Below are 23,934 nucleotides of genomic sequence, written 5' to 3'. Positions count from 1 at the left end.
AATATTCAATATAGTTCTTTCAAAATCCTTTCATTCCACCCAAAGAACCTGATAGCTTCACTCAGAAGAGAGGGATCATGCAGTTAAAATCAGTCGATATTTCGAAAACCGCGTCTGCGGCATCGATCATTTTTGATGCGCTGAAAAAAGCCATCATTGAGGGTGATCTGGAAGAAGGCGCTCCACTTCGACAAGATGAGATTGCCCGGATGTTCAACACATCCCGAATCCCCGTCCGCGAGGCAATCTCTCGTCTGGAAGAACATGGCCTGGTCAAATCGCAACGCTACAAAGGGGCGGTTGTGTCAGGATTATCAGCGGAAGAAGCGGGTGAGATCTTCGACTATCGCTCGCTTCTGGAACCGCATGTGATCCGCACGGCGGTTCCACGCATGACGCCCGAGATACTGGCCAAAGCGCGCGGGTATCTGGAGGCTTTTGCCAAATCGGATGATCCGATGGCTTGGGGCAACCTGAACCGGAAATTTCACGCCACACTCTACAACGCATCCGATCTGAGCTTTCATCTGGAGGCAATTGAAAGCGCTTTGGATCGGGTCGACCGTTACCTTCGGGCGCAACTGGTGCTGACAGATGGTATGGCACGCGCGAACGACGAACATGCGCATATTCAAGAAGCGTGCGAGCGCGGTGATGCGGATCTAGCCGCAGAGCTAACGCAGCAGCACATTCTGGGTGCCAAGGACAGCCTTTTGAAACATCTCAGCAAGATGTGAAATGGCCGCCCCGGACGGGACGGCCATATGGCTCTAACACAAGGTTTAGAGACTTATTTCAACGCCATGTCGGTAATATCGAGCGTATAGGCGCCCTTGGGTGCCATGGTGATCACCGGGTCTGAACCACCGCCCATCAGGGTGGCCACAGTACGTTCGTAATCAGCCGGGTCCAGAGCACCATTTGACCCTGCGGTCAGCTTGGCAATCTCACCCATCATACGCACCTGGTGCTTTTCGGTCTGCGCGCCAGTTTCGTCATATTCCAGCACGATCATGGCAGCATCCGCCGGGTTCTCTTCTGCCCATTTCCAGCCTTTCATGGAGGCGCGAACAAAGCGGGCCATCTGGTCTTTGAAGCCATCATCCGACAGCTTGTCTTCCAGCACATAAAGCCCGTCTTCCAGCGTCGCCACGCCTTGATCTTCATATTTGAAGGTCACCAGATCGTCGGCGGTCAGACCTGCGTCAATGATCTGCCAGTATTCGTTATAGGTCATGGTCGACACACAATCGGCCTGGCCTTGTAAAATCGGGTCCACATTGAAACCTTGCTTCAGCACGGTAACGCCGTCACCACCTTCGGTTCCGATGCCCAACGAGGACATCCAGCTGAGGAATGGATATTCATTGCCAAAGAACCAAACGCCCAGTGTTTTACCGGGGAAATCACTGGGCGCGGTGATGCCGGTATCCTTGCGGCAGGTCAGCATCATGCCGGATGATTTGAACGGCTGGGCAATATTCACCACCGGGGCACCTTGCTCGCGCGCAGCCAGTGCCGATGGCATCCAGTCGATCATCACGTCAGCACCGCCACCCATCAGCACCTGAACCGGGGCCACATCCGGGCCACCCGGCTTGATGGTTACATTCAGATCTTCTTCCGAATAATACCCGTTTTCCAGCGCCACATAATACCCGGCAAACTGCGCCTGCGTGACCCACTTCAGTTGAAGCGTCAAATCGTCCGCCGCCATGGCGCCCGAAGACCCCAATGCAAACGCGGCAATCGCGCCTTTCATGTATTTCATCATATCCAACTCCCTGTTGTGTTTTGGCTGTGTCTTTTGTTCAGCCTCTTTGTGAGGGGTGCCAGAATGTGACCCCCTTTTCGATTAATGCCACGATACCGTAGAAAGCCGATCCGGCAATGGCGGCAATGGTGATTTCCGCCCAGACCATATCCAGCCCCAATCGGCCCACCTCGGTCGAGATACGAAACCCCATGCCTTTGATAGGCGAGCCAAAGAACTCCGCCACAATGGCGCCGATCAGCGCCAGTGTAGTCGCCACCTTAAGCCCATTGAAGATCGCGGGCATTGCGGCGGGCAGGCGTAAGGACAAGAGTGTCTGCCAGTAGTTCGCGGAATAGGTTTTCATCAAATCTCGCTGCATACTGTCGGTCGCGGCCAGACCCTGCACCGTATTCACCAGCATCGGGAAGAACACCATGACGACAACCACGGCGGCCTTTGAGTGCCAGTCAAAGCCGAACCACATCACCAGGATCGGCGCGGTGCCAATGATGGGCAGGGCCGCGATAAAGTTGCCCACGGGCAGAAGACCCCGTTGCAGGAAAGGTGACCGGTCAATCAGGACGGCAATCACAAAGGCTGCACCACAGCCCATCAGATATCCAGTCAGCGCGCCTTTCATAAAGGTCTGCACAAAGTCGATCCACAGAACGTCGAGCGATGTTGCCACTTTGGCTGCAATGGCCGAGGGCGGAGGCAGGATAACGGGCGGCACGTTCAGCCCACGTACCAACGCTTCCCAGACCACCAGAACTGTGATGCCAAAGATGATCGGCACCGCAAGCCGGGCACCGCGTGTTGCGGCGTGCGAAGAATTGGCAATCCAGCCGTTGAGCCACCAGGTGAAGCCCCAAAAGGCAAAGGCAAAGAGAATCCAGATCATGTCTTTGCTCCCATCCGCTTGAGCATGCGTCGTTCGATCATGCTGATGATGCCAACAAGGCTCGCCGCCAGAATAGCCGCGGCCAACAGGGCAGACCAGATCTGGATTGTCTGACCATAATAGCTCCCGGTCAGCATCCGCGCCCCAAGGCCACGGATTGCGCCTGTTGGGAGTTCACCAACAATGGCCCCAACCAAAGACGCGGCCATGCCGATTTTCAGCGCGGTGAAGAGGTATGGCATTGAAGATGGCAGCCGCAGCTTCCAAAAGGTCTCTGATCCGCTGGCGGAGTAGGTTTTCAGCAGATCAAGCTGCATCGCATCCGGGCTCCGCAGCCCCTTCACCATACCAACCACCACAGGAAAGAAGGACAGATAGGCCGAGATGATTGCCTTTGGGACAAGCCCCTGAATGCCGATCGAATTCAGCACCACAATGATCATCGGCGCAATCGCGAGAATGGGGATGGTTTGCGACGCAATTGCCCAGGGCATTACGCTCATATCCATCGCCTTGTTGTGTACAATGCCAACGGCCAGCAGGATCCCGGCCCCTGTTCCGAACACGAAACCAAGTAGCGTGGCCGAAAGCGTGATCCAGCCGTGGAAGATCAGCGACCTCTTGGAAAAGGCGCGGCCTTTCAGCACCATTTCTCCGGTTGTCTTCCACAGCTCGCCCAGCACTTGGTGCGGCACTGGCAAAACCGGGCGTTCCTGGCTCCAAGTGTCGGCAATCAGCTCAGATGTGCTCAGCGTGATCTCAGCGCGCGCCGCCTGATCGCGTGCCCATTTGCCGTTCATACCAATTGCCGCCGAGTACCAGATCGCGACAATGGCCGCGACCACGGTCAAGATCGGCAGGACAGATGCGAAACGGCCCGAGCTAGTCATAGGCATGCCCCGCACGAAGCCCTTCACGCACGCGATGGGCAATATCCAGAAATTCCGGCGTGTCGCGGATATCGAGTGGGCGTTCTTTCGGCAACGTGCTTTCGATCACGTCGGTGATCCGGCCCGGACGGGGCGACATCACCACGATCTTGGTCGACAGATAAACCGCCTCGGGGATCGAATGGGTCACAAACCCGATGGTTTTTTCGGTGCGCGCCCAGAGCTTCAAGAGCTGTTCATTCAGGTGATCGCGCACAATCTCATCCAGCGCTCCAAATGGTTCGTCCATCAGAAGAAGGTCTGCATCAAATGCCAACGCCCGGGCAATCGAAGCCCGTTGCTGCATCCCACCAGAGAGCTGCCACGGGAACTTTTTCTCGAACCCGGCCAGATCAACCAGCTCCAACACCTTCTCAACCTTCGCAGCCTGATCCGCTTTGGAATAGCCCATGATTTCCAGCGGCAGCTTGATATTGCCACCAATGGTGCGCCACGGGTAAAGCCCCGCCGCCTGGAACACATAGCCATAAGCGCGGTTACGGCGCGCCTCATCCGGCGACATGCCGTTTACGGTGATCTCGCCCCCGGTGGGATGTTCCAGCGCAGCAATGACACGCAGGAATGTGGTCTTGCCACAGCCTGACGGACCGATGAAGCTGACAAAGTCCCCCTTGTTGATATTCAGATCTACACCCTTCAAGGCATGGATCGGGCCGTCATTGGTCTGGAAGGTCAGGTCCAGATTCTTGGCTTCGATAACGGTTTCGCTCACATCACACTCCAGTCGCCGGAATGCCGCTGCGTTCAACCGGACGCGGCTGGGTCAGGTCTTTCCATTGAGTCAGCGCACGGTTCACCGTGGCGTTGGGTTCGCGGGCAACAAATTTGCCATGGCCTTCCTCGCAGCGGATCTCACCGTCATGCACGGCCACCTGCCCGCGGGTCAGTGTGAACCGCGGCAGGCCTTTCACATGCTTGCCTTCAAAGACATTATAGTCGATCGAGCTTTGCTGGCCTTCCGCTGCAATGGTCTTTTCCTTCTCGGGATCCCAGACCACAAGGTCAGCATCCGCCCCCACCAGAACCGCACCCTTTTGAGGGTAGCAATTCATGATCTTTGCCACATTGGTTGAGGTCACGGCGACAAATTCGTTCATGGTGATCCGACCGGTGTTCACCCCATGGGTCCAAAGCATCGGCATCCGGTCCTCAAGTCCGCCGGTGCCGTTCGGGATCTTGGTGAAATCACCCACACCAGAGCGCTTCTGCTCGGTGGTAAAGGCGCAATGGTCGGTGGCCACGACGCTTAGGCTGCCGGACGACAGACCGGCCCAAAGACTGTCTTGGTGCTGCTTATTGCGGAAGGGGGGCGACATGACACGACGCGCGGCATGATCCCAATCCTTGTTGAAATACTCACTTTCATCCAGCGTCAGATGCTGGATCAGCGGTTCGCCCCAAACGCGTTTACCTTGCATCCGCGCCCGGCGAATGGCTTCGTGGCTGTCCTCGCAAGAGGTATGCACCACATAAAGCGGCGCACCGGCCATATCCGCAATCATGATCGCGCGATTGGTGGCTTCACCTTCCACCTGCGGAGGCCGCGAATAGGCATGGGCCTCGGGACCATTGTTGCCATCGGCCAGCAGACGGGCCGAGAGTTCCGCCACCACGTCGCCGTTTTCGGCATGCACCATCGGCGTGGCGCCAAGGTCAGCGCAGCGGGTGAAGCTGTGGAACAGCTCGTCATCATTCACCATGAGGGCGCCCTTGTAGGCGAGGAAATGCTTGAACGTGTTAATGCCGCGCTTGTTCACGACCTCGTCCATGTCATCCCAGACCTGTTCGCCCCACCAAGTGACGGCCATATGGAAGGAATAATCGCAATTGGCACGGGTCGATTTGTTGTCCCAGCGCTTGAGCGCATCAAGCAGGCTTTCGCCCTGATTGGGCAGCGCGAAATCCACCACCATCGTGGTGCCTCCCGCCAACCCGGCCCGCGTACCGCTTTCGAAATCATCCGAGGAATAGGTGCCCATGAAGGGCATTTCCAGATGGGTATGCGGGTCGATACCGCCCGGCATGACATAGCAGCCGGTAGCGTCCAGTTCTTTGTCGCCCTTAAGATTTTCCCCGATCTGAACAATCTTTCCACCCTCTATCAGGACGTCGGATTTATAGGTCAGGTCGGCGGTGACGATGGTTCCATTCTTGATGACGGTGCTCATGGTGCACTCCCTGTGTTTTGGCCCCGGTCAAACGGGGTGACATCAAAAGGCCGGAGCAATGCCCCGACCAATATCTCATTCTACGATTTCGGCGGTTTCCAGTACGGCATGCATCAGCACGTCAGTACCTGCGGTGGCCCACTCTTTGCTGATGTCCTCCGCCTCATTGTGGCTCAGCCCGTCGACGCAGGGGCACATGATCATCGCGGTGGGATAGATCTCGTTGATCCAACAGGCGTCGTGGCCCGCACCCGAGACGATATCCATATGGCTGTAACCCAGCCGCTCTGCCGCATTGCGCACCGCCTTCACACAAGTTTCGTCAAAGGCAGGCGGATCGAAGGTGCCGACCATTTCCCAGCTCATTTCCACGCCAATATCGGTGCAGAGCTTCGGCGCGCGATCGTCAAACTCGGCGATCATCGCGTCGATCACCTCTTGCAGGTGCGAGCGGAAATCGACGGTGCAGACCACCTTGCCGGGGATGATGTTACGCGAGTTCGGGTAGACGTCGATATGGCCAATCGCGCCAACCGCGTTGGGCTGGTGCTTCATCGCAATCTCATGCACCAGTTCTGTGATCAGAGCGAGGCCGCGGCCCGCGTTGATGCGCATTGGCATGGGGGTGGATCCGGTGTGGCTTTCCTTGCCCACAATGGTCACTTCCAGCCAGTTCAGGCCCTGACCGTGGGTGACAACACCGATGTCCTTGCCCTCGGCTTCGAGGATCGGACCCTGTTCGATATGCAGTTCGAACATGGCGTGCATCTTGCGCGCGCCGACTTCTTCGTCGCCAACCCAACCGATGCGCTTTAATTCATCGCCGAACTTCTTACCCTCGGCATCTTCGCGGTCATAAGCCCAGTCTTGCGTGTGCTTGCCCGCAAACACACCTGACGCGAGCATCGCAGGCGCAAAGCGGGTGCCTTCTTCGTTGGTCCAGTTGGTGACGACAATGGGGTGTTTGGTCTTTATGCCCAGATCGTTCATGGTGCGGATCAGTTCCAACCCACCAAGTACGCCGAGCACCCCGTCATATTTCCCGCCGGTCGGCTGCGTGTCGAGGTGCGACCCCACATAAACCGGCAAGGCCTCCGGGTCTTCCCCTGCCCGCGTGGCAAACATGTTGCCCATCGTATCAAGGCCCATGGTCATGCCCGCCGCTTCACACCATTTCTGGAACAAGGCGCGGCCTTCACCGTCTTCATCGGTCAGGGTCTGGCGGTTGTTGCCGCCAGCGATACCGGGACCGATCTTGGCCATCTCCATCAGGCTGTCCCACAGCCTGTCACCATTGATTTTGATGTTTTCGCCGGGTGCGGCCATATCTGTCTCTCCTGTCGAAGCCACGCAGGCGCGCCTGCGTGGGTAAATTCTCAACGGGAAGATGCGTGCGGTCAGGCCCCGACCCTCGTTGAACAAGGGTGGCTCGTGACGCGAGGCATAGCCCCTTTGTCTCCCTGTTGTTGCGCTCTTGCCCTGGCTGTTCGGGGGGCCGGCGCATATCTTGTCACGGTTACTTTTTACCGTTTGGTCAACCTCGACGCTAACACAGCGTCGAAGTCAGTCAAGCTTTGTAACCATCAGTTTAAACTGATTCTCTCACTGCCCACGAATGATGCAGGTATTGGGATCCGCTGACGGATTATTGGGATGCTGCAACCAAGTCCGCTTGTCTTCTGGAATGGTCATCCCGGTGCGTTCATCCACGTCGCCAACTGGAAGCTCGCGCATGGTGATACAGCCCTCAACCGGACAGACATTGACGCAGAGATTACAGGCCACGCATTCATCATCCTTGACGGTGAAGACCCGGTCTTCTGACATCTCAATCGCTTGGTGGCTGGTATCCTCGCAAGCGGCAAAACAACGACCGCATTTGATGCAATCGTCCTGATTGATCTCAGCCTTGGTCACATAGTCGAGGTTCAGGTGCTGCCAGTCGGTCACCTTGGGCGTCGCCATTCCGACGAAATCCGCCGTGCTGTTGTAACCTTTTTCGGCCATCCATTGTGACAGACCCGAGGCCATTTCCTGCACCACTTTGAACCCATAGGTCATGGCGGCGGTGCAGACCTGTACATTCGAGGCACCCAGAGCCATGAACTCGGCTGCATCACGCCAGGTGGTCACGCCACCAATGGCCGAAATCGGCAGGCCAGCGGTTTCCTGATTGCGGGCAATCTCGGCCACCATGTTCATGGCAATCGGCTTCACCGCCGGGCCGCAATAGCCGCCATGGGTGCCCATGCCATCAATCATCGGTTCGGGGCTCATCTCCTCCAGATTGACAGAAGTGATCGAGTTGATCGTGTTAATCAAGCTGACCGCATCTGCCCCACCTGCCTTGGCGGCGCCTGCTGGCCCAAGGATATTGGTGATGTTCGGCGTCAGCTTTACGATACAGGGCAGGTTAGAGTGTTTTTTCACCCAGCCCGTCACCATCTCAATATATTCCGGCACCTGACCCACAGCAGACCCCATGCCGCGTTCCGCCATCCCATGCGGACAGCCAAAGTTCAGCTCAACCCCATCCGCGCCGGTCAGTTCGACCTCTTTGAGGATCTTCCGCCATGGCTCTTCTTCACAAGGCACCATCAGCGAGACAATCATTGCCCGATCCGGGTAGTCCCGTTTCACCCGGGCGATCTCTTCCAGGTTCACCTCAAGCGGACGGTCGGTGATCAATTCGATGTTGTTCAGGCCCAACAGGCGGCGATCCGCGCCGAAGATGGCACCATACCGGGGGCCAGAGACGTTCACGACGGGCGGGCCCGCTTCACCAAGGGTTTTCCAGACAACACCACCCCAACCGGCCTCAAAGGCACGGCGAACGTTGACCTCTTTGTCGGTGGGCGGGGCGGATGCCAGCCAGAACGGGTTGGGGCTCTCGATGCCCAGGAATGTGCTGTGCAGGTTTGCTCCGTACAGATCTTTCATGGTTCAGCCTCCCATCAGTGTGTTGTGAATATCTTCAGCCGCATCGCGACCCTCGGCCACGGCGGTCACGGTCAAGTCGTCCCCGCCGCTCGCGCAATCGCCGCCGGCCCAGACGCCGTCACGCGAGGTGCGCCCCGAGTCCGAAACCCTGATCTTGCGCCCTTCCAGCGACAGACCTTGCCCGTCACCCAGCGTCTGGCCGATGGCTTTGAACACCTGATCGGCAGGGAGACGGAAAGTCTCGCCGGTTTCTTTCAGGCCGTCAGCAGTGTCTTTGGTATAGGCAAATTCGATCTCGCGCACAGCGCCATTACCATGAACCGCTTTGGGTGTAGCATGGGTGATGATCCGAACACCTTTAGATGCCGCCAGATCCTGTTCGAACAGCGAAGCATTCATCCGATCCTGCCCGCGGCGATAGACCAGCGCGACATCTTCAGCGCCCAAAAGCTTGGCCTGCACGGCGGCATCCACTGCCGTCATGCCGCCGCCGATGACGACCACATGACGGCCCACAGGGAGCGTGGATAGGTCAGTGGACTGGCGCAGCTCGGAAATGAAATCCACTGCGTCCAGAACATTGTCTTTCTCTTCGCCATCACAGCCAAGTGCATTCACGCCTGCCAAACCCATGCCGAGGAACACGGCATCAAAATCTGCGGCGAGCGTTTCGAGGTTCAGCCCATTGCCAAGCGCCTTGCCGAGCTTGAGGTCGATCCCCCCAATCGACAGGAGCCACTCCACTTCGCGCGCCGCAAAGTCATTGGTGCTTTTATAGCTGGCAATACCAAATTCGTTCAGGCCACCCGCCTTGGGGCGGGCGTCATAGATCACCACGTCATGGCCTTTCATGGCCAGACGGTGCGCACAGGAAAGCCCCGCCGGACCAGCGCCCACAACGGCCACTTTTTTGCCGGTAGAGGCTGCACGTTTGTACGGGTGCGCATCCATGCGTTTGTCGGTGGCGTAGCGCTGCAACTCGCCGATCACAACCGGCTTGCCCTCAGCGGTTTCACGCACGCAAACCTCTTCGCAGAGCGTTTCTGTCGGACAGACGCGAGCGCACATTCCGCCCAGAATATTCTGTTCAAAAATGGTCATCGCCGCCGCCTCGGGTGTGCCCGTAGCGATCTGGCGGATGAACAGCGGAATGTCGATTGAAGTGGGGCATGCCTCCATGCAAGGCGCATCGTGGCAGAAGTAACACCGGTCGGCGGCGACCCGCGCTTCGTGGTCATCCAGAGGCGGATGTAGATCCGAGAAATTGTCGCTATAGGCTTCGCTATTCAGTCGGCCGGGGACAATTCCAGGCGTGTGCTGGGAATTGGACAAGGGAGCCTCCCTTTGGTTGCTGGTTGCTCTTGTTTTCTTTTCAGCTTGGCACGAATTATTTTTTTACCAAATAGTAAAAAACCGCCGCAATGCAGAAAAAAGGGCTGACCTGTTGAAAAACAGGCATAAAAAATTTCGTTCGATTAAGAGTTATGCGGTCAGGAAACAGCAATGTGGGTGGTTAGACACCCCAAACCAGCAATCTCGACGGCGCAATCATCCCCACGGACCAGCGCACCGACTCCCTCGGGAGTGCCTGTCATGATCAAATCTCCGGGTCGAAGCGCGACCAATTTCGAGAGGTGAGCGATCACTTCGGGTACAGACCAGATCATGTCGCCCAGATCAGCGCCCTGATGGATCTCACCATTCACCGAAAGCGCAATCCGACCGGACAAATGATGACCATGGATGGCCACTGGGTGCACCGGGCCGATAGGAGCTGAGAGGTCGAATCCTTTGGCCATATCCCACGGTCGGCCCATCTTTTTGGCCGTGGCCTGCAGGTCGCGACGGGTCAGGTCGTTGCCAATGGCATATCCGAAAACATGATCCAACGCAGTATCCACGGGGATATCAGACCCACCCACTCCCATTGCCACCACCAGCTCAGCTTCGAAGTGGAGGTTCTCAGTGGCAAGAGGAAAGGGAATTTCCGCCCCGTCCATCACCAACGCATCCGCGGGTTTCGAGAAGAAGAAGGGTGGCTCGCGGTCCGGGTCATGACCCATTTCACGCGCATGGGCCGCATAGTTGCGACCAACGCAGAAAATCCGTCGAACGGGAAATTGGTCCTCGGATCCCACGATGGGCAAAGCGGGTTGCGGCGGAGGATCAAAGGCCCAGGTCATTTCAGAAACACCTTACCTTTCATCGTGTCGGAAATCGAAGCCCCAAGAAGAGAGAGCACAGTGGGGGCGAGTTGGGTCTGACACAGGATCTCGCTGTCATCAGCGATCTCGGCATCCCCGAAATAATATAGCGCCACATCCTGCTGGACATCCTCATGCCCACCGTGATGACCTCGGTCGGACTGTCCGTGATCGGCGGTCACAATCAGCTCATACCCCATCTCGCGCCATCGCTTGATAAACGGGGCCATCTGTTCGTCCATGACAAAACAGGCATGATCCATTTCCTGACATTCATGCCCAAAGCGATGCCCCATGCTGTCCAGAGTACAAGTGTGCAGGATGCCGTAGTTCAGCCCAAATCGCTCGCAAAGCATAGTGAGGGTGCCGAAGAGGTCGGTATCCGCTGGCGTCGTCTGGTTGATCAGATTGTAACCGGTCATCGTGTGGAAACGACCATGATTGATCGTATCGCTTTCGGGTTCGTCATATTCAATATCGCGCACCACATCGAAGGGCGCCCGGTTGAAGAACTCGGACCAGAAGGAATGGGTCACGGCACCGGTCACACCACCCGCCTTGCGCGCCTGGCTAAAGATATCGTCATGGGACAGGCGGAACACATCGTGATTGCCGGTGCAGCCATGTTGCTGCGGGGTCACGCCGGTATGGATCGAGGCATAGCAACTTGCAGAAGTGGACGGCAGAACAGAGCGCATCTTCATCAACTTGGCATCACCAGACTGCACCCAGCCTTCCAAATTGCCGAACAGCCGACGCCAATTGCGCAGCGGAACACCATCAATGATGAGAAGCAGGAGTTTCTTGTCCATGTCAGCGCCTTTCCCAATTTGCGCGTAGGTGTCTCACCAGACTAGGGGCGCCCCGCCACGGCTTTATGTAACAGACGCGTCAATCTGAGGTCGGTTTCAAACCTTTGGAAAAAAACCGGGGACGTCGCACGACGTCCCCGGTGAATGTTACAGCGCTTAGATTTTCCCGCAATCAGTTCCCGGCGCTTTCCATCTTGCGGTTCTCGATCACCTCTTCCAGCCAACCAAGACGCATCTCGGGAACAGAACTCAGAAGGAGGTCTGTATAGTCGTCAAACGGCGGCGACAGCACTTCGGCTTTCGTGCCATAGCGCACAACTTTACCCTGATACATCACCGCGATACTGTCTGCGATCGCCTTAACGGTCGCAAGATCGTGGGTGATAAAGAGATAGGCCACATCCTCGATTTTTTGGAGGTTCTCCAGAAGTTTGAGGATGCCGTCAGCGACCAACGGGTCAAGGGCTGAAGTCACCTCGTCACAGATGATCACCTTGGGTTTGGCCGCTAGAGCACGCGCAATACAGACGCGCTGTTTCTGTCCACCGGATAGCTCCGCCGGATAGCGATCCATGAATTCGACACCCAGTTCGATCTCATCCAGAAGTTCGATGATCCGCTTACGCTTTTCCGCACCACGCATGCCGAAGTAAAACTCCAGCGGACGGCCAATGATCGTACCGACGGTCTGACGCGGGTTCATTGCCACGTCAGCCATCTGATAGATCATTTGAAGCTCACGCAGATCTTCCCGCGTACGACCTTCGAGGTCCGGTGACAGCTCACGACCATCAAAGACGATATTGCCGTCACGCGGCGGAAGGAGACCAGTGATCACCCGCGCTGTCGTGGATTTTCCCGATCCGGATTCACCAACAACTGCGAGGGTTTGCCCCGGATGCAAATCCATCACCACATTGTGCAGCACGTCGAAATTGGTGCCTTTGTAGCGGGCGGTTACATTTTCCACCCGCAGAACCGGATTGTCCGTCGGCGGTTTACCATCATGCTGGGTCGAGCGCACCGAAACCAGGTCTCGAGTATACTCTTCCTGAGGGTGGTTAATGATCTGATCAGTGGTGCCATATTCAACCATGTCACCCATCTTGAGCACCATGATTTCATCCGACACCTGCGCCACAACAGCAAGGTCGTGCGTGATATATAGCGCGGCAACGCCGGTGTCCCGGATCGCTTCTTTGATCGCCATCAGCACGTCAATCTGCGTGGTCACATCCAACGCCGTGGTCGGTTCGTCGAACACTACCAGATCCGGTTCCGGGCAGAGCGCCAAGGCGGTCATGCAGCGTTGCAGCTGACCACCAGAAACCTGGTGCGGATAGCGCTCACCGATGTTGTCAGGATCGGGCAAGCCCAGCTTGGCAAAAAGTTCACGCGCACGGGCTTCCGCCGCTTTCTTCGAGAACTTTCCGGCGTGCAGCGAGGCTTCGACCACCTGCTCCATGATCTTCTTGGCAGGATTGAAACTCGCCGCAGCAGATTGCGACACATAGGTCACTTCCATGCCGCGCAGTCTGCGCAGATCCCTGAGGTTGGTGTGCAGGATTTCACGCCCGTTCACCCAAACCTCGCCACCGGTGATCTCGACCCCGCCCCGGCCATAGGCCATGGAAGCGAGACCGATGGTCGACTTGCCTGCGCCGCTTTCACCGATCAGGCCAAGTACTTTGCCCTTTTCAAGCTCAAACGACACACCATGCACGATCTCGATATCCTTGGGCTTTTCCCCCGGCGGATAGATCTTTGCACCGATCTTGAGGTCTTTGACTTTCAGAAGAGTATCGCTCATCCGCGGCCCCCTTTCAGGCTGGTGGTGCGGTTGAGCACCCAGTCGGCCACGAGGTTCACGGAAATCGCAAGCGTGGCAATGGCAATAGCGGGCACAAGGGCAGCCGGAATGCCATAAACGATGCCATCTTTGTTCTCTTTCACGATCCCGCCCCAGTCAGCATTCGGCGGTTGAACACCAAGGCCAAGGAACGACAAGGTCGACACGAAGAGCACTGCAAAGATAAAGCGCAGACCCATTTCTGCCACGAGCGGGCTAAGCGCATTGGGAAGGATTTCGCGGAAGATAATCCAGCGATTGCCTTCGCCGCGCAATTTCGCTGCTTCGACAAAGTCCATCACGTTGATGTCCACGGCGACCGCGCGGGCCAGACGATAGACTCGGGTGGAATCCAGCAGGCCCATAACCATGATCAACATGAAGAGCGTGACCGGCATAACCGACAGCACGACAAGAGCAAAAATCAGGGTCGGGATCGACATGATCAGATCGACAAACCGAGACAGGGCCTGATCGATCCAACCACCAACCACCGCAGCGGTAAAGCCAAGGATGGAACCGGTTGTGAAGCTCAGGATCGTGGCGGCGGTGGCAATAAAGATCGTGGTCTGCCCGCCATAGATCATACGCGAGAGTAGATCGCGGCCAATATTGTCAGTGCCAAGCCAATGCTTTGCCGAAGAGGGCTCCCACACGTCACCAACAATCTCGGTCATGGAATAAGGCGCTATCCATTGGGCAAAGACTGCCCCAAAGAAATAGAGCCCGGTGAAAAACAGGCCAATCAAGGCCGCAGGAGGAATTCTCATCATTTTGGATGCCTCAGCCTTGGGTTTGCCAGAATAGAAACGATGTCAGCCACCATGTTGAGGCCGATATAGACCGCGGCGAAAATCAGGCCACAAGCCTGCACCACCGGCACGTCACGTTTGGCCACGTGGTCCACGAGGTATTGCCCCATGCCCGGGTAGACAAACACAACTTCCACCACAACAACGCCCACAACTAGATAGGCAAGGTTCAGCATGACCACGTTCACAACCGGCGCAATGGCGTTGGGGAAAGCGTGGCGCGCAATGACCTGAAAACCGGTCAGACCCTTGAGTTCAGCTGTCTCGATATAAGCGGATTGCATCACGTTCAGGATTGCAGCCCGTGTCATGCGCATCATATGCGCCAGCACAACCATCGTCAGCACTGTGACCGGCAAGACAATCGCGCTGAGCTTTTCACCCAAAGACATTGAATCGTAGATGGTTGAGACGGTCGGAGCCCAGCCAAGCTGCACACCAATGTAAAACATCAGCACATAACCGATCAGGAATTCCGGAACCGAGATCGACGCCAGCGTCACCGCCGAAATCAGCTTATCAGGCCAGCGTTCACGGTAGCGCACCGCAAGAAGGCCGAGGAAAATCGCCAGAGGCACCGCCACAACTGCCGCCGAGAAAGCCAGGAACAGCGTGTTTTTCAAACGGCCACCCAAACTGTCGGCAATATCGCGTCCATTGGTCAGCGCAGTGCCAAGATCGCCCTGCAACACGCCCCCAAGCCAGTTGAAATACCGCGCGGTTGCGGACTGGTCCAAGCCCAGCTCTTTGCGGAGGTTGGCAAGACTTTCGGGGGTTGCGGATTGTCCGAGGATGTTTTGTGCCACATCCCCCGGAAGAATTGTGGTCCCGGCAAAGATCAGCACCGAGGCCGCAAGGAGAAGAAGGGTGCTCAGCGCAAGACGCTGAGCAACCAGTTTCAAGATGGGATGCATGTGATTCCCTTATTTCAACCAGCAACGTGATGCTGCAAGACCCGCCATCAGTTCGGCATTCGGGTCTGCGACATAGCCACCGATACCGTTGCTCACGCCATCGATGAAGTCGTTGAACATCGGAACGATCACGCCGCCTTCGTCTTGCAGGATCCCCGCCATCTGGCTGTACATCGTCTTGCGCTTGACCGGGTCCAGCTCGGCCTTGGCCTGATTGAGCAGGTTGTCGAATTCCGCGTTGTTGAACCGGGTGTCATTCCAGTCGGCGGTCGACAGATAGGCCGTGGAATACATCTGATCCTGCACCGGACGGCCTGTCCAGTAAGAGGCACAGAACGGTTGTACATTCCAGACATCCGACCAGTAACCATCATTCGGCTCGCGCTTGATCTCAAGCGGAATGCCCGCAGCGGCGGCCGATTGCTGGAACAGCTGGGCTGCATCCACGGCACCCGGGAAGGCGGTCTCTGCCACGCGCAGGATGATCGGGCTGCCGTCATGGCCGGACTTCTTGTAAAGCTCTGCCGCCTTGACCGGATCATATTCGCGCTGCTCCAGGCTGTCATCGAACAGCGGGTATGCGGCGTTGATCGGAATATCGTTGCCAACCCCACCATAGCCACGCAGGATTTTGTCCACCATCTCTTCACGGTTGATCGCGTATTTCAGCGCAAGGCGCAGGTCCTTGTTGTCAAAAGGCGCTGTGTCGGTGTGCATGATGAACACATAGTGCCCGCGGCCCGACACGTTTTGCACAGTGATGTTCGGAGCACGATCCAGCAGTTTTGCAATCTTTGGATCAACTGAGTTCACCATATGCACCTGACCCGATTGCAGCGCCGACATACGGGCAGTCGCGTCGTTGATCACGAGAATCTCGACCGAGTCAGCATGACCTACGCTGTCATCCCAATAGTTGGCAAACTTGGTAAAGGTGTGACGAACGCCTGGCTCGTTGCTTTCGATTTGATAGGGGCCGCTACCGATCCCGGCGGTGGGATCATCCATGCCACCATTGGGCTGAATCGCAAGGTGATAGTCGGCCATCAGATAGGGAAGGTCAGCATTCGGCGTATCAAGGTTCAGCGTCAGCGTGTTGCCGCTGACTGACATGCTCTCGATCCCTTTGACGATGCCCAGTGCACCGGATTTGGATTCTTCGTTCGAATGACGCTCGATTGTCTTCATCGCGTCTTCGGCGGTAAGTGACTTGCCGTTGTGGAATTCAACGCCCTGACGAATGTTGAAATGCCAGGTTTTCGCGTCGGCCGAGCTGTCAATGCTTTCGGCAATACGCAGATCGAGCTCACCAGAAGGCGAGACGTTTACAAGGGTATCGCCCCAGTTGCCCAGAGCCGCGCGCGGGGTCTGAGATGCAACCAGACCCGGGTCCAGAGAATCCGTACCAGCCCCTCCGTTCATCCCCAGTTTGATGGTGCCGCCTTTTTTCGGCCCCTCTGCAAGCGCAGCAGTGGACACCATGGCACCCGCGGTGGCAGCAGAAACGCCAAGAGCCGAGGCGCGCCCCATGAAGTCGCGGCGCGACATCTTGTTTTGAGCAACACGTTTGGACAGGTATTCTAGTTCTTTGGACATTGAGAGCTCCCTTATGTCAGACTGTGACAGCCTTTGTTCTTTTTTCTTTCTGAACAAAACTTTGCCCAGAAGTTAGCGAATGACAAGGGTCGTAACCGACCAGCCATGTTATTTATGCGACACAGCTGAGATTGTTCGCGACATTCGCACGTTACGCAATAAAAAAAGCCGGGATGAACGCCCGGCTTTTCATATATTACGCTTGGTCAATCAGAAATTCAGTGAAATATCGCGATGATAGGCCGTACATGAGGCCATGAAGAGAGCCTGACTTCGCGTGAAACGAGACTGCAAACGCACACCCAAGGTGTCACGAATCCCGTCAAGATAGGCATTGATCCCAGGTGCAAGCTTGGCTTCTGCTTCCATCCGCCAAGAGAGTTGCGCTTCATAGGCAGCGACGGCATTTTCATACTCGACCAACGCCTTTTCACGATCCGGGGTTTTTGCCTTCAGCGCTTTGCGCGCCTTACCAAGGGCCTTTTTCACGTCGCCCGCCCCTTCGACACCTCCGACACGTTTGGCAAAATCATTGACGATGCCTTCCGCGTCTTTCTCGGGAATACTTTCGATGGTCTGACGCAACGCCATCAGATCAACCTGCAATTCAGAATAAGCCTGATTGTCCTCAAGAACAGCCAACACAGACTGTGGCCCTTCATATGACTCATCTGCGGCGCGACGATATTGAGAGCGTGCTTTGTTTTCAGCCTGAGTAAGTTTCAGGAACTCGCTCTGCTTCTCTGCCCAGGCCGCCGGTATGGTGACACGCAGTGCTTCAGCTTCAGCTTCAATCACATCCAGGTGCGCCTGCAATTTGGCGCGCATTTCCGCCTGACTTTCATCACGCATGCGGCTGATCTGCGTGCCAAGTTCCTTGGCCTCTGCTTCCAGCCTACGGACCTGCTTTTCGATCCCCCGCACCTGGCCATGCATTGGGCGATATCCCGGCGCAGCCATTTCGACAATCTGCGCTGAGTCGAATGCTTCGGTGAGTTTTTCCAGTGCTAGATCAGCCTTATCAAACCCCTCGGTCAGATCCTTTGCCAGATCCTTGGGTAAAATAGACAGATCCAGCCCGCGGGCGAGCTTGATCGCATCTGCCGCAACTGAGCTTTCCGCCAGGTTTTGCCCAACATAGTCCTCAACACACAATTGCAGCTTGGGATTACGGGGCGGCGGGCTGCTTTCGGACAGAAAACTCACCCGGTTTGGCAAATAGTTCACCAGCGGCGGGAACGCCCCAACAATCACCAGTGCTGAGATTTGCAACAGGATGAAGGCGATGACCCCTTTATACATCTGCACTGTTTTTACCACCGCAGGCGCCACACCCCGCAGATAAAAGAGCGCAAATCCGAATGGAGGCGTGAGGAAGCTGGTCTGAATGTTCAGACCGATCATGACCCCCAACCAGACCGCGGTGATGTTGGCTTGTGGGTCCGCGAGCAGGATCGGTGCAACAATTGGCACAACCACCACGGCAATCTCGATGAAATCGAGGAAGAAGCCCAAAATAAAGATCACCAACATCACGATAAGGAACTGTGTCCAGAACCCACCGGGCAGACCCAGCAGGAATTCCTTGACCAGCTCTTCACCACCAAACGCACGGAACGCAGCCGTCAGCATCGCCGCGCCCAGTAGAATGATGAACACAAGCGATGTGGTTTTGGCCGTTTCCAGCATCACCCCCTGAAGGGTGTCGTCGATCTTGAAAATACGGATCCCTGACCAGATGAGCGATACAAGAAGAAGGATCGTTGCAATAGCACCCAAGGCGATGCCCAGCTTGTCCGCCCCGGTTTCGATCGCTTTAACATTCATGTTGAAGTTGGCCAGTGTAAACCCAACCAGAACCATCGATGCGATTGCAATGAGTGCAGGATAATAAAGCGTTTTCCCGCCCTTGGGCAGACGATAGCTCGCCATGATCATCGCCCCGGCTGCACCGATTGCGCCTGCTTGGTTCACCGTCGCAATACCACCGATGATCGACCCAAGAACAAGGAAGATCAACGCCAGCGGCGGGATCAGCGTGATTGATACATTTTTGACAAATCCGATGTCATATTTGCCTCGGTATGGCACAGCTGGTGCCAGCTTGGGACGCAGGATCGCGAATACCAGAATGTAGAGCATATAGAGCCCGACCAGCAGGATACCGGGGATAAACGCCCCAAGAAACATCTCACCGGCCGAGGTCGAGGCCACATCGAAAACAGAGGGCATGGACAACTCGCCCGTCGCGTCCTTGTGCAGCGCTTTACGTGCAGTTGACGCCTGATCGGTGGCAGAGGCCAACTGGTCGGCCAGAATGATCAGAACAATCGAAGGGGGGATGATCTGCCCCAATGTGCCTGAGGCGGCGATTGTCCCTGTTGCCAGAGGCGAGGAATAGTTGTTGCGCAGCATGGCTGGCAGAGAGATCAGGCCCATCGCCACAACGGTTGCCCCAACGATCCCGGTGGTGGCAGCAAGCAGCGCACCCACGAAAACCACGGAAATGCCCAAGCCCCCCGGCACCGGGCCAAACAGTTGGGCCATCGTGACCAGAAGATCTTCAGCGATTTTAGAACGCTGCAGCATGATCCCCATGAAGATGAAGAGCGGGATGGCAATCAGAGTATCCCTCTCGACCTCCCAATAGACCCCCCTGAGGTTGGTCACACCGGCGGAGAGCCACTGGCTTGGTCCACCCGAATGGAAATAGGCATCCGTTGATCCAGCAAACATGTAGCCAGCACCGGCAGCAAGGCCAATGGTGATGATCGCGGCGCCAGGCAAAGCAAAGGCCACGGGATACCCGGAGCCCAAGGCGGCAGCCATGATCAGAATGAGAAGTGCGAGGAAATAGAGTTCCATGATCCGTTATCCTCTTAGTGTGCCGCCGGGGCAATTTCACGGTGGCCCGGCTCGTCACGTTTGTCGGCCATGGCTTCCAGGAAATAGCTTACGAACTGGATCAGCATGGTGATGGCAAAGATCCCAAGGAACACCGCCATCTGGTATTTGATGAACATTCCCACACCGCCCGCTTGCGAAATTTCGAAGTTGATAATCGGGCTGTTGATAATCGAGGTCTTGCCATTGAAACCAACAGTCAGGATCACCCAAGTGGTGGACATCCCCAGCACGATCGACCCAAAAGCGTTTAAGAAGCCACGGGTGGTGCGTCCAAATCCGGCGTAGAGCACGTCAACGCGAACGTGGCCCTCCTCAAACAGGGTGTAGGCCGAAGCAAACAGAAAAAGCGCCGCATACCAATAGCGCACAAGGTCCCCCATCAGGGCTTGTTCGTAGGAAAAGACAAAGCGCGAGACAACAATCAATAGCTCTGCAGCCACGATTAGCAGGGCAAGCCAGGTAAATCCTAACGTGCGTGTGAACGCTGCGACAACAAAGCCCAGCACCACGAGGGGAATGTGGATATAGGGCGCAACCCAACGCGATTTGGCGAAGAGTTTGGTTGTATCCTCTGCAAAGAACACGGAAAGAAAGCCTTCGACCCGCATAAAGGCAATTAGGCTGTCGGCGATGCCGACAAATAAAACCGACCAGAAAAACGCACGGATCAGATAGACATTGAACCTGTGGATGCCCATTGCATCCCAGCGCAAAGATGTCTCACGAGATCTCAGCACATATAGTGAGGCCGCTCCGATCGACAGAATGTAGACCCCGAGATTGATCAAAGTTCCGCCCGTGGTGTCGCCAGACAGAATTGGCTTAACGCCCGGCAGGCCAAAGCCGATGATCAAGGCGTTGTTTACCAGAAACGCAAAAAGAACCGCCAGCATGCCCCAAGCAAATAGCCGGGCAGGAATAGCCGGGTTTCCGTTGCGTTGAATGTCTGAAAAATCGCTTGCCATGTGCTCCCCCACAGCGCGCAGTTTGTATGACTACAAACCACGCTTGCAAAAGAGCGGGACCGAAGCCCCGCTCTGTTATCATATAGTCAACGGCCTTTTAGACCAGACCCAGCACGCGGTTACGCTGGTTGACATAGCCAACTTCGAAATTGGCGTTCATAGTGCCCATTTCGCGCAGCTTCTCTTGGAACGAGTCGTTGACTTTGGCAGCCAGAGGTGAGTGATCGCGAGTTTCTTCGAACACTTCTTCAGCGGCTTCACCAAATGCATCCCAAACGTCTTCGTTAAAGTTGCGCACTTCCACACCCTGCTCGTCAACAAGCTTGGCCAGATATTCGCCGTTCTTTGCGATGTTTTCTTCGTATGCAGCGGCATTTTCTTCCATACACGCTGCTTCGATCACGGCTTTTTCCCAATCGGACAGACCATCATACCACGCTCTGTTCATCGAGAAGCCAAGCCCACCGCCCGGCTCGTGCATACCTGCGGTGTAGTAGAATTTGGCTGCTTCATAGAACTTCATAAAGTAGTCGTTGAACGGACCCACCCATTCGGTTGCGTCGATGGCACCCGACACCAGGTTCTCATAAATCTGCGAGCCTGGAACTGACACGGTCGAACCGCCCAGCTTCGAGATCACCTGACCACCCATACCAGGAATACGCATCTTCAGGCCTTTGAAGTCATCGGGGCTTTCGATTTCCTTGTTGAACCAGCCACCCGCCTGGGTGCCGGTTGCACCTGCGGTGAAGGCTTTCAGGCCAAATTCACCCGACAGCTCATCCCAAAGTTCCTGACCACCACCGAACTTGATCCAGGCGTTCCACTCGGGGTTGGTCATGCCAAACGGAACCGAGGTGAAATAGGCAAATGCGGGATGTTTGCCGGTGAAATAGTATTCCGCACCGATATAGGCCTGAGCATTGCCCGATGCCACTTCGTCAAACACGTCAAACGCGCCAACACGTTCACCCGAAGCGAAGTATTCCACATTAAGCGCACCGTCTGACAGCTGCGCAATGCGCGCAGCCAGTCGCTGTGCGGACATGCCGATGCCGGGAAAGTCGCGGGGCCAAGTAGACACGATGGTCAGGGTCTTGCCACTTTGAGCCAGCGAAGGTGTGGCCAGAGCGGTTGCACCAGCGCCCAGCGCGGCCCCCGTCAAAAACTTACGGCGTTCCATATGAAAATTCCTCCTCCAGGATGTCAGTTCTTTGGTTATCAATCGGGGCTGCCCCAAAATCTCTCCCGTGGGGTAGCCGAGTTACCAAAGCCATTACTACGGAAGTCAGTCCAGATTTCAAATAGTAATTTCCCAAACTGGTACGGTCGCCTTACCAATTCAGAAAACTTCTCCATCCCGAGTCAGCAATCAGCAAACGCTAAGGCGTTGCTTTCCTCACACTACATCTGATCAAATTTTTCCGGACCGGATTATCATGACGTTGGGGCACCTCGCCGCTCTCACCTCATGAACGTTCTGCCTCCACAAAATACAGGGACAGTCACAATAATAGTATTTTCCATATTGGATGTTTCATTTTATGAACTATATAGGCTGGATCGTGTATCAGACCGGACGCTATCATGGCCACTTGCAGTGATGACCACACCCACCTCCCGCAGGCTGATCCCAATCTCGAACCAGAATTTCGGGCTGTCATGGGGATCATTGCGTTTCATTCTTTTCTGGAGAACCAGCTTTGTGATCGCCATCCCGGGCAGGATCTGAGCAAACTTCAAAGCAGCATTCTGATCCGTCTAGACCGCCCAAAGAGATTGGGTGAGTTGGCCCGCGACACGGGCACGCTCCCATCCACCATGACAACGGCAGCCGATCAGATGGAGCGGATCGGTCTGGTGATCCGCGAGCGCGACCCCAATGATCGTCGCGCCTGGTTGTTGGTGTTGACGGACGAAGGTCGTGCATTGCGTCGTGAATACACTCGCATGTCGCGTATGCTCTTGCAGGACCTGCTGCAACTCGATGATGGCGAACTGGAAGTTCTGGCACGGATCGGCACCAAGCTGCACACCAATATTCAACTGGCAATACAAAACCCCGAGCTGATCGAAAAACTAGATCAGGCACCCAATGAGGGATCATTGACATGACATTTGCAAAACCAATTCTTATGGCCGCACTGGCCGCCGGGCTGACCCTGTCCCCTGCGCTGGCACAAAATCCAATCAAGCCTGTCAAATTGATGGAAGTGACCGACCAGTTTGTTGCCATTGACCGGCTGTTCTTTGGCAGGGTTGTGGCCCGCCAAACTGTTGATCTAGCGTTTCAGGTCGGCGGCCAGATCATAGAATTTCCGGTGATCGAAGGCGATGTCATCAAAGCAGGTACACTCATCGCGCAATTGGATCAGGAACGATATTCGCTCGCCTATGAGCAGGCGGTCTTGCAGAAAGATCAGGCCGAGCGCACGCTCAACCGCCTTTCAAAACTACAAGGGCAAACCGTCAGCCAAGTCGCTTTGGATGACGCCACAACACAGGCCAGCCTCGCAGATATCGCAGTGCGCAAGGCAGAGTTTGACCTCGAGCACACTACGCTTGTCGCTCCCTTTGACGCCCTTGTCGCAATGCGGAATGTCGGCAACTTTGTCACGACTGCCCCGGGAACGCCCGTGGTCCGGCTGCACGACATGGCTGAAATCCGCATTGACATCGACGTGCCTGAGATCCTGTTCCAGAAGGCAAACAAGGATGGGGATGTAGAGCTCACCGCCCATTTTCCGGCCAGCGACCAAGCCTATCCGCTGATCGTGCGCGAGTTCAACGCTGAGGCGTCTCCGGTTGGACAGACCTATAGATTGACTCTTGGCATGGCGACCCCTCCGGGGTTGCTGGTCCTGCCCGGCTCATCCGTGGATGTGCGTGCCCATGTTGAAAGTGACGATCAGCAGAATGTTATCCCCGGCACCGCCATTGTCGCGGATGCGAACAAAAACCTTTCCGTCATGATCTATGAAGAAACGGAAACCGGGACCGGTGTGATAAAGCAGGTGCCTATTGAGGCCCGGCCTTCGGAAAACGGGGATTTCATTGTTACATCGGGCTTGAGTGCTGGCCAGGTCATCGTGGCCGCCGGCGCAAATCGTATTGCAGATGGCGACACCGTGCGCCCCTTCACCGGCTATTCGAACTAGGA

Annotated in this window: 20 protein-coding genes; 3 read left to right on the top strand and 17 right to left on the bottom strand. The window is 56.1% G+C overall.

Annotated elements, in window-relative coordinates; translation table 11 throughout:
• Positions 1-77 precede the first annotated feature (77 nt).
• On the top strand, positions 78-737 hold the full coding sequence (locus O2N63_RS03505; protein ID WP_271052759.1) for a GntR family transcriptional regulator: 660 nt from the start codon (positions 78-80) through the stop codon (positions 735-737).
• A 53-nt stretch (positions 738-790) separates the two neighbouring features.
• Here O2N63_RS03505 and O2N63_RS03500 read toward each other — a convergent pair whose 3' ends face one another.
• The 17 genes from O2N63_RS03500 to O2N63_RS03420 form a co-directional block, all read right to left on the bottom strand.
• Entirely contained in the window at positions 791-1,762 is a 972-nt protein-coding gene (locus O2N63_RS03500; RefSeq protein WP_271052828.1) for an ABC transporter substrate-binding protein, read from the bottom strand.
• A 49-nt stretch (positions 1,763-1,811) separates the two neighbouring features.
• Entirely contained in the window at positions 1,812-2,657 is an 846-nt protein-coding gene (locus O2N63_RS03495; RefSeq protein ID WP_271052758.1) for an ABC transporter permease, read from the bottom strand.
• Positions 2,654-3,547 (bottom strand): ABC transporter permease, encoded by an 894-nt coding sequence (locus O2N63_RS03490; RefSeq protein ID WP_271052827.1) that lies wholly within the window; start codon positions 3,545-3,547, stop codon positions 2,654-2,656. Before O2N63_RS03490 ends, O2N63_RS03495 begins: the two co-directional genes overlap by 4 nt.
• Entirely contained in the window at positions 3,540-4,319 is a 780-nt protein-coding gene (locus O2N63_RS03485) for an ABC transporter ATP-binding protein (RefSeq protein ID WP_271052756.1), read from the bottom strand. The genes O2N63_RS03490 and O2N63_RS03485 overlap by 8 nt, the downstream gene beginning before the upstream one ends.
• A 1-nt stretch (position 4,320) precedes the next feature.
• On the bottom strand, positions 4,321-5,775 hold the full coding sequence (hydA, locus tag O2N63_RS03480; RefSeq protein ID WP_271052755.1) for a dihydropyrimidinase: 1,455 nt from the start codon (positions 5,773-5,775) through the stop codon (positions 4,321-4,323).
• A 75-nt stretch (positions 5,776-5,850) separates the two neighbouring features.
• Complete coding sequence (locus O2N63_RS03475) at positions 5,851-7,101, bottom strand: Zn-dependent hydrolase (RefSeq protein ID WP_271052754.1); 1,251 nt, start codon at positions 7,099-7,101, stop codon at positions 5,851-5,853.
• A 276-nt stretch (positions 7,102-7,377) separates the two neighbouring features.
• Positions 7,378-8,715 (bottom strand): NAD-dependent dihydropyrimidine dehydrogenase subunit PreA, encoded by a 1,338-nt coding sequence (gene preA / locus O2N63_RS03470; RefSeq protein ID WP_271052753.1) that lies wholly within the window; start codon positions 8,713-8,715, stop codon positions 7,378-7,380.
• Positions 8,716-8,718: 3 nt separating this feature from the next.
• The gene (locus O2N63_RS03465; protein ID WP_271052752.1) at positions 8,719-10,047 is read right to left on the bottom strand and encodes an NAD(P)-dependent oxidoreductase; all 1,329 of its coding nucleotides are present in this window, start codon (positions 10,045-10,047) and stop codon (positions 8,719-8,721) included.
• A gap of 158 nt (positions 10,048-10,205) precedes the next feature.
• Positions 10,206-10,898, bottom strand: coding sequence for a fumarylacetoacetate hydrolase family protein (locus tag O2N63_RS03460; protein ID WP_271052751.1), 693 nt, complete (start codon positions 10,896-10,898; stop codon positions 10,206-10,208).
• A complete protein-coding gene (locus tag O2N63_RS03455) occupies positions 10,895-11,731 on the bottom strand; it encodes an alkaline phosphatase family protein (RefSeq protein WP_271052750.1) in 837 nt (278 codons plus the stop codon). The genes O2N63_RS03460 and O2N63_RS03455 overlap by 4 nt, the downstream gene beginning before the upstream one ends.
• Positions 11,732-11,903: 172 nt before the next feature.
• Positions 11,904-13,541, bottom strand: coding sequence for an ABC transporter ATP-binding protein (locus tag O2N63_RS03450; RefSeq protein ID WP_271052749.1), 1,638 nt, complete (start codon positions 13,539-13,541; stop codon positions 11,904-11,906).
• Positions 13,538-14,353, bottom strand: a complete 816-nt coding sequence (locus O2N63_RS03445; RefSeq protein ID WP_271052748.1) for an ABC transporter permease — start codon at positions 14,351-14,353, stop codon at positions 13,538-13,540. The genes O2N63_RS03450 and O2N63_RS03445 overlap by 4 nt, the downstream gene beginning before the upstream one ends.
• Entirely contained in the window at positions 14,350-15,306 is a 957-nt protein-coding gene (locus O2N63_RS03440) for an ABC transporter permease (RefSeq protein WP_271052747.1), read from the bottom strand. Before O2N63_RS03440 ends, O2N63_RS03445 begins: the two co-directional genes overlap by 4 nt.
• A gap of 9 nt (positions 15,307-15,315) precedes the next feature.
• Complete coding sequence (locus O2N63_RS03435) at positions 15,316-16,902, bottom strand: ABC transporter substrate-binding protein (protein ID WP_271052746.1); 1,587 nt, start codon at positions 16,900-16,902, stop codon at positions 15,316-15,318.
• Between the two features lie 210 nt (positions 16,903-17,112).
• On the bottom strand, positions 17,113-19,767 hold the full coding sequence (locus tag O2N63_RS03430; RefSeq protein WP_271052745.1) for a TRAP transporter large permease: 2,655 nt from the start codon (positions 19,765-19,767) through the stop codon (positions 17,113-17,115).
• A gap of 14 nt (positions 19,768-19,781) precedes the next feature.
• The gene (locus tag O2N63_RS03425; RefSeq protein ID WP_271052744.1) at positions 19,782-20,774 is read right to left on the bottom strand and encodes a TRAP transporter small permease subunit; all 993 of its coding nucleotides are present in this window, start codon (positions 20,772-20,774) and stop codon (positions 19,782-19,784) included.
• A 97-nt stretch (positions 20,775-20,871) separates the two neighbouring features.
• Positions 20,872-21,957, bottom strand: a complete 1,086-nt coding sequence (locus O2N63_RS03420; RefSeq protein ID WP_271052743.1) for a TRAP transporter substrate-binding protein — start codon at positions 21,955-21,957, stop codon at positions 20,872-20,874.
• Positions 21,958-22,361: 404 nt separating this feature from the next.
• Here O2N63_RS03420 and O2N63_RS03415 point away from each other — a divergent pair, with 404 nt between their 5' ends.
• Together O2N63_RS03415 and O2N63_RS03410 are read left to right on the top strand one after the other, a co-directional pair.
• Positions 22,362-22,889: a MarR family winged helix-turn-helix transcriptional regulator gene (locus O2N63_RS03415; RefSeq protein ID WP_271052742.1), complete on the top strand. Its 528-nt coding sequence runs from the start codon at positions 22,362-22,364 to the stop codon at positions 22,887-22,889.
• Positions 22,886-23,932: an efflux RND transporter periplasmic adaptor subunit gene (locus tag O2N63_RS03410; RefSeq protein ID WP_271052741.1), complete on the top strand. Its 1,047-nt coding sequence runs from the start codon at positions 22,886-22,888 to the stop codon at positions 23,930-23,932. Before O2N63_RS03415 ends, O2N63_RS03410 begins: the two co-directional genes overlap by 4 nt.
• The last annotated feature ends 2 nt before the right edge of the window (positions 23,933-23,934 follow it).

Source organism: Aliiroseovarius salicola, from assembly GCF_027891095.1.
GTDB classification, from domain to species: domain Bacteria; phylum Pseudomonadota; class Alphaproteobacteria; order Rhodobacterales; family Rhodobacteraceae; genus Aliiroseovarius; species Aliiroseovarius salicola.
Note: the sequence above shows the minus strand (reverse complement) of the source record. Positions and strands in the feature narration are given on the sequence as shown.